General features: G+C 65.3%; 18 protein-coding genes. All 18 read left to right on the top strand.

What is annotated here, in order from left to right; translation table 11 throughout:
• Positions 1-9 precede the first annotated feature (9 nt).
• The 18 genes from rplV (at position 10) to rpsK (ending at position 9,042) form a co-directional block, all read left to right on the top strand.
• Positions 10-345: a 50S ribosomal protein L22 gene (rplV, locus tag M3M27_RS15910; protein ID WP_140723603.1), complete on the top strand. Its 336-nt coding sequence runs from the start codon at positions 10-12 to the stop codon at positions 343-345.
• A gap of 17 nt (positions 346-362) precedes the next feature.
• The gene (rpsC, locus tag M3M27_RS15905; protein WP_140723600.1) at positions 363-1,088 is read left to right on the top strand and encodes a 30S ribosomal protein S3; all 726 of its coding nucleotides are present in this window, start codon (positions 363-365) and stop codon (positions 1,086-1,088) included.
• Positions 1,089-1,093: 5 nt separating this feature from the next.
• Positions 1,094-1,507: a 50S ribosomal protein L16 gene (gene rplP / locus M3M27_RS15900; protein ID WP_140723597.1), complete on the top strand. Its 414-nt coding sequence runs from the start codon at positions 1,094-1,096 to the stop codon at positions 1,505-1,507.
• Positions 1,507-1,692 carry a 50S ribosomal protein L29 gene (gene rpmC, locus M3M27_RS15895; protein ID WP_140723593.1) on the top strand — a complete coding sequence of 62 codons (186 nt, stop codon included), beginning with the start codon at positions 1,507-1,509 and terminating at the stop codon, positions 1,690-1,692. Before rplP ends, rpmC begins: the two co-directional genes overlap by 1 nt.
• Positions 1,693-1,703: 11 nt before the next feature.
• Complete coding sequence (gene rpsQ / locus M3M27_RS15890; RefSeq protein WP_140723590.1) at positions 1,704-1,973, top strand: 30S ribosomal protein S17; 270 nt, start codon at positions 1,704-1,706, stop codon at positions 1,971-1,973.
• A 14-nt stretch (positions 1,974-1,987) separates the two neighbouring features.
• The gene (gene rplN / locus M3M27_RS15885; protein ID WP_140723587.1) at positions 1,988-2,356 is read left to right on the top strand and encodes a 50S ribosomal protein L14; all 369 of its coding nucleotides are present in this window, start codon (positions 1,988-1,990) and stop codon (positions 2,354-2,356) included.
• A gap of 15 nt (positions 2,357-2,371) precedes the next feature.
• On the top strand, positions 2,372-2,689 hold the full coding sequence (gene rplX / locus M3M27_RS15880) for a 50S ribosomal protein L24 (RefSeq protein WP_140723584.1): 318 nt from the start codon (positions 2,372-2,374) through the stop codon (positions 2,687-2,689).
• An 11-nt stretch (positions 2,690-2,700) separates the two neighbouring features.
• On the top strand, positions 2,701-3,243 hold the full coding sequence (gene rplE, locus M3M27_RS15875) for a 50S ribosomal protein L5 (RefSeq protein WP_434026245.1): 543 nt from the start codon (positions 2,701-2,703) through the stop codon (positions 3,241-3,243).
• An 18-nt stretch (positions 3,244-3,261) separates the two neighbouring features.
• Positions 3,262-3,567, top strand: a complete 306-nt coding sequence (rpsN, locus tag M3M27_RS15870; protein ID WP_140723577.1) for a 30S ribosomal protein S14 — start codon at positions 3,262-3,264, stop codon at positions 3,565-3,567.
• A 272-nt stretch (positions 3,568-3,839) separates the two neighbouring features.
• Complete coding sequence (gene rpsH, locus M3M27_RS15865; RefSeq protein ID WP_140723574.1) at positions 3,840-4,238, top strand: 30S ribosomal protein S8; 399 nt, start codon at positions 3,840-3,842, stop codon at positions 4,236-4,238.
• A 15-nt stretch (positions 4,239-4,253) separates the two neighbouring features.
• Positions 4,254-4,781: a 50S ribosomal protein L6 gene (gene rplF, locus M3M27_RS15860; RefSeq protein ID WP_140723570.1), complete on the top strand. Its 528-nt coding sequence runs from the start codon at positions 4,254-4,256 to the stop codon at positions 4,779-4,781.
• Between the two features lie 95 nt (positions 4,782-4,876).
• The gene (rplR, locus tag M3M27_RS15855) at positions 4,877-5,236 is read left to right on the top strand and encodes a 50S ribosomal protein L18 (RefSeq protein ID WP_140723567.1); all 360 of its coding nucleotides are present in this window, start codon (positions 4,877-4,879) and stop codon (positions 5,234-5,236) included.
• A 157-nt stretch (positions 5,237-5,393) separates the two neighbouring features.
• Positions 5,394-5,936, top strand: coding sequence for a 30S ribosomal protein S5 (gene rpsE / locus M3M27_RS15850; protein ID WP_140723564.1), 543 nt, complete (start codon positions 5,394-5,396; stop codon positions 5,934-5,936).
• The gene (gene rpmD / locus M3M27_RS15845) at positions 5,929-6,120 is read left to right on the top strand and encodes a 50S ribosomal protein L30 (RefSeq protein WP_005408214.1); all 192 of its coding nucleotides are present in this window, start codon (positions 5,929-5,931) and stop codon (positions 6,118-6,120) included. Before rpsE ends, rpmD begins: the two co-directional genes overlap by 8 nt.
• Positions 6,121-6,126: 6 nt before the next feature.
• A complete protein-coding gene (rplO, locus tag M3M27_RS15840; RefSeq protein ID WP_434026244.1) occupies positions 6,127-6,570 on the top strand; it encodes a 50S ribosomal protein L15 in 444 nt (147 codons plus the stop codon).
• A gap of 7 nt (positions 6,571-6,577) precedes the next feature.
• Positions 6,578-7,933, top strand: coding sequence for a preprotein translocase subunit SecY (gene secY / locus M3M27_RS15835; protein ID WP_140723557.1), 1,356 nt, complete (start codon positions 6,578-6,580; stop codon positions 7,931-7,933).
• Between the two features lie 346 nt (positions 7,934-8,279).
• Positions 8,280-8,636, top strand: a complete 357-nt coding sequence (gene rpsM, locus M3M27_RS15830) for a 30S ribosomal protein S13 (RefSeq protein WP_140723554.1) — start codon at positions 8,280-8,282, stop codon at positions 8,634-8,636.
• 13 nt (positions 8,637-8,649) lie between these two features.
• A complete protein-coding gene (gene rpsK, locus M3M27_RS15825; protein ID WP_003470632.1) occupies positions 8,650-9,042 on the top strand; it encodes a 30S ribosomal protein S11 in 393 nt (130 codons plus the stop codon).
• Positions 9,043-9,056 lie beyond the last annotated feature (14 nt).

The following is a 9,056-nucleotide window of genomic DNA, read 5'->3' as shown; positions in this document are numbered from 1 at the left end:
GAGATGACCATGGAAGCGAAAGCAATCCTGCGCACCGCGCGCATCTCCCCCCAGAAGGCCCGCCTGGTCGCCGACCAGGTGCGTGGGCTGTCGGCCGAGCGCGCCGTCAACCTGCTGAAGTTCTCGGACAAGAAGGCTGCCCACCTGATCAAGAAGGTGGTGGAGTCGGCGATCGCCAATGCCGAGAACAACCAGGGCGCCGACATCGACGAGCTGAAGGTCAAGACCATCATGGTTGATGAGGGTCCGACCCTGAAGCGTTTCATGGCGCGGGCCAAGGGCCGCGGTACCCGCATCCTCAAGCGCACCAGCCACATCACCGTGGTCGTGGGCGCCGGCAAGTAAGCGGAAAGGAAAAGACGATGGGTCATAAAGTTCATCCGATTGGAATCCGCTTGGGCATTGCCAAGGACTGGAACTCCAAGTGGTACGCCAACAAGGCCGAGTTCGCCAGCTACCTGGCGGCCGACCTGAAGGTCCGCGAGATGCTTCGCAAGAAGCTGGCTCAGGCGGGCATCAGCAAGATCCTGATCGAGCGTCCGGCCAAGACCGCGCGCGTGACGATCCACACCGCCCGCCCGGGCGTGGTGATCGGCAAGCGCGGCGAGGACATCGAGAAGCTGCGCAAGGAAGTCAGCGACCTGATGGGCGTCCCGGCGCACATCAACGTCAGCGAAGTGCGCAAGCCCGAGCTGGACGCGCAGCTGGTCGCCGAGTCGATCGCGCAGCAGCTGGAGCGTCGCATCATGTTCCGCCGCGCGATGAAGCGCTCGGTCGGCAACGCGATGCGCCTGGGTGCCCTGGGCATCAAGGTCAACGTCGCCGGCCGCCTCAACGGCGCGGAAATCGCCCGTTCGGAGTGGTACCGCGAGGGCCGCGTGCCGCTGCACACCCTGCGCGCGGACATCGACTACGGCTTTGCCGAGGCGCATACCACCTACGGTGTCATCGGCATCAAGGTCTGGATCTACAAGGGCGAGATCTTCGATTTCACCCAGGTTGGCCAGGAGAAGCAGGACGAGTCCCCGCGTGGCGATCGTGGCGATCGCAGCGACCGTCCGTCGCGCCCGGCTCGTGAAGCGAGGTAACGGCAATGTTGCAACCCAAGCGAACCAAATACCGCAAGGTACACAAGGGCCGTAACGAAGGCCTGAGCTGGAGCGGCAACGCCGTCAGCTTCGGCGAGTACGGCCTGAAGGCGACGGCGCACGGTCAGCTGACCGCGCGCCAGATCGAGGCGGCGCGCCGCTCGATCAGCCGCTACGTCAAGCGCGGCGGCAAGATGTGGATCCGCGTGTTCCCGGACAAGCCGATCACCAAGAAGCCGATCGAAGTCCGAATGGGCTCCGGTAAGGGTAACGTGGAGTACTGGGTGGCCCAGATCCAGCCCGGCCGCATGATCTATGAAATCGAGGGTGTTTCCGAGGAAGTGGCCCGCGAGGCGTTCCGCCTGGCCGCCGCCAAGCTCTCGGTCACCACCACTTTCGTGACCCGGACGGTGCGCTGATGGACATCAAACAACTCCGCGAGAAGTCGGCTGACGAACTGAAGGCCCACCTGACCGACCTGCGCAAGGAGCAGTTCTCGCTCCGCATGCAGCAAGTCACCGGCCAGCTGCCGAAGACTCATGAAACCCGCCGGGTGCGCCGCGAGATCGCTCGCGTCAAGACCCTGCTCGGCAGCACCAAGTAAGGACCGCCGCGATGAGCGAGAACACTGAAAACAAGACGCTGCGCACGGTCGAAGGCCGTGTCGTCAGCAACAAGATGGACAAGACGGTCACCGTGCTGGTGGAGCGCCAGGTCAAGCACGCCCTGTACGGCAAGTACATCAAGCGCTCGACCAAGCTCCACGCCCACGACGCCGACAACGCCTGCAACGAGGGCGACGTCGTGCGCGTGACCGAGATTGCGCCGATGTCCAAGACCAAGAACTGGCGGGTGGTGGAAATCGTCACCCGCGCGGCCGAATAAGGGAGATCTGAATCATGATCCAGATGCAGAGCTACCTCGACGTCGCCGACAACTCCGGTGCCAAGGAAGTGATGTGCATCAAGGTGCTGGGCGGCTCGAAGCGCCGCTACGCCGGCATCGGCGACATCATCAAGGTGACCGTGAAGGATGCGATCCCGCGCGGCAAGGTGAAGAAGGGCGAAGTCTACGACGCGGTCGTGGTGCGTACCCGCAAGGGCGTCCGTCGCCCGGACGGTTCGCTGATCCGCTTCGACGGCAACGCCGCCGTCCTGCTGAACAACAAGCAGGAGCCGATCGGCACCCGCATCTTCGGGCCGGTTACCCGTGAACTTCGCTCGGAGAAGTTCATGAAGATCGTTTCGCTCGCTCCCGAAGTGCTGTGAGCGAAGGAGATAACAATGGCTAACCGTATCAAGAAGGGCGACCAGGTCGTCGTCAACACCGGCAAGGACAAGGGCAAGCAGGGCGAGGTCATCCGCGTGGATGGCGACCGCGTGGTCGTCTCCAACGTGAACGTCGTCAAGCGCCACACCAAGCCGAACCCGCAGGCGGGCATCGCCGGCGGCGTGGTCGAGCGCGAAGCTTCGATCCATATCTCCAACGTGAACGTCGTCAACCCGGCCACGGGCAAGGGCGAGCGCGTTGGCTTCAAGGTGCTGGAGGATGGACGCAAACTGCGTGTGTTCCGCTCCAGCGGTGAGGCGCTCGACGCCTGAGGAATGAGGTCATGACTTCCCGTCTCGAAAAAATCTACAAGGAAGAAGTGGTGCCGGCCCTGATGAAGGAGTTCGGCTACACCAATCCGATGGAAGTGCCGAAGCTGGTCAAGATCACGCTGAACATGGGCGTGGGCGAGGCCGCCACCAACAAGAAGGTCCTGGAGAACGCCGTGGCCGACATGGCCAAGATCGCCGGCCAGAAGCCGGTGGTCACCAAGTCGCGCATCTCGGTGGCTTCGTTCAAGATCCGCGATGGCTGGCCGATCGGCTGCAAGACCACGCTGCGTCGCGCCAAGATGTACGAGTTCCTGGACCGCCTGATCAACATCTCGCTGCCGCGCGTGCGTGACTTCCGCGGCATCTCGGGTCGTTCGTTCGACGGTCGCGGCAACTTCAACATGGGCGTGAAGGAGCAGATCATCTTCCCGGAAATCGACTTCGACGCCGTCGACGCGATCCGTGGCATGGATATCGCCATCACCACCACCGCCAAGACGGATGCGGAAGCGAAGGCGCTGCTCGCGGCGTTCAAGTTCCCGTTCCGTAACTGATTCGTCGAGGAAACCGACATGGCAAAGACCTCCATGGTCAACCGCGACGCCAAGCGGGAAAAGCTGGCCAAGAAGTACGCCGACAAGCGTGCCGCGCTGAAGAAGATCATCTCCAGCCAGGATGCCTCCTACGAGGAGAAGATCCAGGCCGCCGAGAAGCTGCAGAAGCTGCCGCGCGACTCTTCGCCGAGCCGCCAGCGCAACCGCTGCGAGATCTCGGGCCGTCCGCGCGGCGTGTACCGCAAGTTCGGCCTGGGCCGCAACAAGCTGCGCGAAGCCACCATGCGTGGCGACGTCCCGGGCCTGCGCAAGGCCAGCTGGTAACGGGGCGGTACGGGGCAGGCAGGCGCCCGCGCGCCGGCCTGCGTTCCCGGGCAGCCTGCCTGTTCAGCAAGAGAGTCCGGCATCTGCCGGACTCTTTCCTGTAGGTCCCCCGCAGGAGCGGCGCACATCCCTGTGCGCGGGCTCTTTTTGTCGTATACTCCCGCTTCTCTCTGGCCGCCCCGGTGGCCGGGGCGCGTCAAGGGGCCTGGCCCTTCACCAGGAAACACGAGATTTTCGCGAAAGCGGATATCGGTGCACTCAAAGGTAATCACATGAGCATGACTGATCCCATCGCCGACATGCTGGTCCGCATCAAGAATGCGGCGGCTGTCGGCAAGCCGACGGTGAAGCTGCCGTCCTCCAAGATCAAGGTCGCGATCGCCCAGGTCCTGAAGGACGAGGGCTACATCGCCGACCTGCGCGTGACCCCGGCCGAGAACAACAAGTCCGAGCTGGAGATCGTGCTGAAGTACTTCGAAGGCCGTCCGGTCATCGAGACCCTGAAGCGTGTCTCGCGCTCGGGCCTCCGCCAGTACCGCGGCAAGGACGAGCTGCCCAAGGTCCTCGGTGGCCTGGGCGTTGCCATCATCTCCACGTCGAAGGGCATCCTGACCGATGCGCAGGCCCGTGCGGCCGGCGTCGGCGGCGAAGTCCTGTGCTTCGTGGCCTAAGGGAAGGAGCCGAACATGTCCCGAGTTGCCAAGAAGCCGATTTCCCTGCCGAAGGGCGTCGAACTCAACATCCAGCCGGAGCTGGTGAGCGTCAAGGGCCCGAAGGGCACGCTGTCGCTGCCGAAGCCGGTGGGCGTGCAGATCTCCGTTGACGGTGGCGTCGCCACGCTGTCCCCGGCCGATCCGTCGCAGATCGCCATCACCGGCACCGTGCGCGCGATCCTCGCCAACCTGGTGAAGGGCGTGTCCGAAGGGTTCGAGCGCAAGCTCGAGCTGGTCGGCGTCGGTTACCGCGCCGCGATGCAGGGCAAGGACCTCAACCTGTCGCTGGGCTTCTCGCACCCGCTGGTGTTCGTGGCGCCGGAAGGCATCACGCTGTCGACCCCGTCGCAGACCGAGATCGTGGTCACCGGCGCCGACAAGCAGCGCGTCGGCGAAGTCGCCGCCAAGATCCGCGGCTTCCGTCCGCCGGAGCCCTACAAGGGCAAGGGTGTGAAGTACGCCGGTGAAGTCATCATTCGCAAGGAAGCCAAGAAGGCCTAATTAGGCGCGGGTCCATCCGAGGGAGCCCGGCCCCCCCTGGCCGGACTTCTCAATGCAAAGCCCGCTTCGCTTCAGCTTCCTATAGGAATCCAACCATGAGCATCAACAAGAACATCGCCCGCCTGCGTCGCGCCAAGTCGACCCGCGCGCACATCCGCGAGCTCGGCGTGGCCCGCCTGTCGGTGCTGCGCACCGGCCAGCACCTGTACGCCCAGGTCTTCACCGCCGACGGCTCGAAGGTGCTGGCTGCCGCCAACACCACCCAGGCCGACGTCAAGGAAGGCCTGAAGAGCGGAAAGAACGCCGAAGCCGCCGCCAAGGTCGGCAAGCTGATCGCCGAGCGCGCCAAGGCCGCGGGCATCGAGAAGGTCGCCTTCGACCGCTCGGGCTACCGCTACCACGGCCGCATCAAGGCGCTGGCCGACGCGGCCCGCGAGGCCGGCCTGCAGTTCTAAGCGTTTGCGGACGCAACCCGCGGGTTGCGTCCCTCCGCCGGCAGGGGAGATGCCGGACCGCCCCGTTCTTCTGCAGCGGTCGCGGGAACACCGTTCCAGTCCACAACCATAAGCGGCGTCCGAGCCGTACATATCCCTCAGACAAGGAATCACCAACATGGCAGAAGAACGTGCTCCGCGGGGCCGCGATCGCGATCGCAACCGCGAAGAGAAGATCGACGACGGCATGATCGAGAAGCTGGTCGCGGTCAACCGCGTCAGCAAGACCGTCAAGGGCGGCCGCCAGTTCACCTTCACCGCGCTGACCGTCGTCGGCGACGGCGAGGGCAAGGTCGGCTTCGGTTACGGCAAGGCCCGCGAAGTGCCGGTCGCGATCCAGAAGTCGATGGAATACGCCCGCAAGAACATGGCGAACGTCGACCTGAACAACGGCACCCTGTGGCACCCGGTCAAGGCCGGCCACGGCGCGGCCCGCGTGTTCATGCAGCCGGCGTCGGAAGGTACCGGCGTGATCGCCGGCGGCGCGATGCGCGCCGTGCTGGAAGCGGTGGGCGTGAAGAACGTGCTGGCCAAGGCCGTCGGCTCGCGCAACCCGATCAACCTGGTGCGCGCCACGCTGAAGGGCCTGGAAGCGATGCAGTCGCCGACCCGCATCGCGGCCAAGCGCGGCAAGAAGGTGGAGGAACTCCTCAATGGCTAACGAGTCCAACAAGACCGTGAAGGTGCGCCTGGTGCGCGGCCTGCGTGGCACCCAGTCCCGTCACCGCCTGTCGGTGCGTGCGCTGGGCCTGAACAAGCTCAACGATGTGCGTGAACTGAAGGACAGCCCGCAGGTCCGCGGCCTGATCAACAAGGTTCAGTACCTCGTCCAGGTTGAGGAGTGATCGACCATGACTCTGCGTCTCAATGAACTGAGCCCGGCACCGGGCGCCCGCACCGAGCGTACCCGCGTCGGTCGCGGCATCGGCTCCGGCCTGGGCAAGACCGCCGGCCGCGGCCACAAGGGTTCGTTCGCCCGCAAGGGCGGCGGCAAGATCAAGGCCGGCTTCGAAGGCGGCCAGACCCCGATGCAGCGCCGCCTGCCGAAGATCGGCTTCCGCTCGCCGATCGCCAAGGACACCGCCGAAGTGCTGTCCTACCAGCTGGACAAGCTGCCGGCCGGCGAGGTCGACTTCGCCGCGCTGCGTGCGGCCAAGCTGGTCCCGACCAGCGCCAAGAAGGCCAAGATCGTCAAGAAGGGCGAGCTGACCAAGGCGTTCGTGCTGAAGGGCGTGGGGGTCACGGCGGGCGCCAAGGCTGCCATCGAAGCTGCCGGCGGCAGCGTCCAGGAGTAATCGCAACATGGCGCAAGCGGGCATCGGAAACCTCGGCGGCGGGCTGGGCAAGTTCACGGAACTTCGCCAGCGCTTGCTGTTCGTCCTCGGGGCGTTGATCGTCTACCGCATCGGCTGTTTCGTGCCGGTGCCGGGCGTCAATCCCGATGCCATGCTGGCGCTGATGCAGGCGCAGGGCGGCGGTATCGTGGACATGTTCAACATGTTCTCGGGCGGCGCCCTGCACCGCTTCAGCATCTTCGCGCTGAACGTGATGCCGTACATCTCGGCATCGATCGTGATCCAGCTGGCCACGCACATCTTCCCGACGCTGAAGGCGATGCAGAAGGAAGGCGAGTCGGGCCGGCGCAAGATCACCCAGTATTCGCGCATCGGCGCGGTGCTGCTGGCGGTGGTGCAGGGCGGCAGCATCGCCCTGGCGCTGCAGAACCAGACCGCTCCGGGCGGCGCGCCGGTGGTGTACGCGCCGGGCATGGGCTTCGTGCTGACCGCGGTGGTCGCGCTGACTGCCGGCACCATCTTCCTGATGTGGGTAGGCGAGCAGGTGACCGAGCGCGGCATCGGCAACGGCGTCTCGCTGATCATCTTCGCGGGCATCGTGGCCGGCCTGCCGGCCGCCGCGATCCAGACCGTCGAGGCCTACCGCGACGGCAACATGAGCTTCATCTCGCTGCTGCTGATCGTGTTGGTGATCCTGGCGTTCACCTACTTCGTGGTGTTCGTCGAGCGCGGGCAGCGCCGGATCACGGTCAACTACGCGCGCCGCCAGGGCGGCCGCAACGCGTACATGAACCAGACCTCGTTCCTGCCGCTGAAGCTCAACATGGCCGGCGTGATCCCGCCGATCTTCGCTTCGAGCATCCTGGCGTTCCCGGCCACGCTGTCGATGTGGTCCGGGCAGGCGACCTCGGCCACCTGGCTGCAGAAGATCGCCAACGCGCTGGGTCCGGGCGAGCCGGTGCACATGCTGGTGTTCGCCGCGCTGATCATCGGCTTCGCGTTCTTCTACACGGCGCTGGTGTTCAACTCGCAGGAAACCGCCGACAACCTGAAGAAGTCGGGCGCGCTGATCCCGGGCATCCGTCCGGGCAAGTCGACCGCCGACTACATCGACGGCGTGCTGACCCGCCTGACCGCGGCCGGCTCGCTGTACCTGGTGATCGTCTGCCTCCTGCCGGAGGTGATGCGGGCCCAGCTCGGCACCTCGTTCCACTTCGGCGGCACCTCGCTGCTGATCGCGGTGGTGGTGGTGATGGACTTCATCGCGCAGATCCAGGCGCACCTGATGTCCCACCAGTACGAGAGCCTGTTGAAGAAGGCCAACCTGAAGGGCGGTTCGCGCGGCGGTTTCGCCCGCGGCTAACCGACTGATATACTTGTTCTTCCTTGCGTGAAGGCGGCCCGGCTCCCGGGCGACAGGCCTTCCGACCAGAAGGGCGGCCCGCGCGGCGTCTCGCGCGCGGGTGTGGCGGCATGGTCCCGGGCGGGAGTAGTCCGGGCGGCAGCGGAAGCGGTAGGTCCGATGCCAATGCCGTCCGGCGCCGGAGCATGGGCACACTCCCCATGCCGGGCCCGTGGAACGCTGCATGGTTCCATGAGCTTCAAAGTAACCCGAGACTTTGCTACAATCTTCCGTTCACTTTTGATCCATCATGCCGGATGGCGCGCAGGCGCGCTGTCGGGCCATCACTCAGTTGGAGAACCGCGTCATGGCGCGTATTGCAGGCGTCAACCTGCCAGCCCAGAAGCACGTCTGGGTCGGGTTGCAAAGCATCTACGGCATCGGCCGTACCCGTTCGAAGAAGGTCTGCGAAGCCGCAGGCGTGGCTTCGACCACCAAGATCCGCGATCTGTCGGAGCCGGAGATCGAGCGCCTGCGCGCCGAGGTCGGCAAGTACATCGTCGAGGGCGATCTGCGCCGTGAAGTCGGCATCGCCATCAAGCGCCTGATGGACCTGGGCTGCTACCGCGGCCTGCGTCACCGTCGCGGCCTGCCGCTGCGTGGCCAGCGCACCCGTACCAACGCCCGCACCCGCAAGGGACCGCGCAAGGCGATCAAGAAGTAAGGGATAGAGAACAATGGCCAAGCCAGCTGCTGCCAAGACCAAGAAGAAGATCAAGCGCGTCGTCACCGACGGCGTCGCCCACGTCCACGCTTCGTTCAACAACACCATCGTCACGATCACCGACCGCCAGGGCAACGCGCTGTCGTGGGCGACTTCGGGCGGCGCGGGTTTCCGCGGTTCGCGCAAGTCGACCCCGTTCGCCGCCCAGGTCGCCGCCGAGAAGGCCGGCCGCGCCGCGCTCGACTACGGCGTGAAGTCGCTGGAAGTGCGCATCAAGGGTCCGGGTCCGGGCCGCGAGTCCGCCGTGCGTTCGTTGAACAACGTCGGCTACAAGATCACCAACATCATCGACGTGACGCCGATCCCGCACAACGGGTGCCGTCCGCCGAAGAAGCGTCGCGTCTAAAGGAGCGATAAGAA

It is taken from the genome of Xanthomonas boreopolis (assembly GCF_046529185.1).
Classification (GTDB): domain Bacteria; phylum Pseudomonadota; class Gammaproteobacteria; order Xanthomonadales; family Xanthomonadaceae; genus Pseudomonas_S; species Pseudomonas_S boreopolis.
This window is presented reverse-complemented; position numbering and strand designations above follow the sequence as displayed.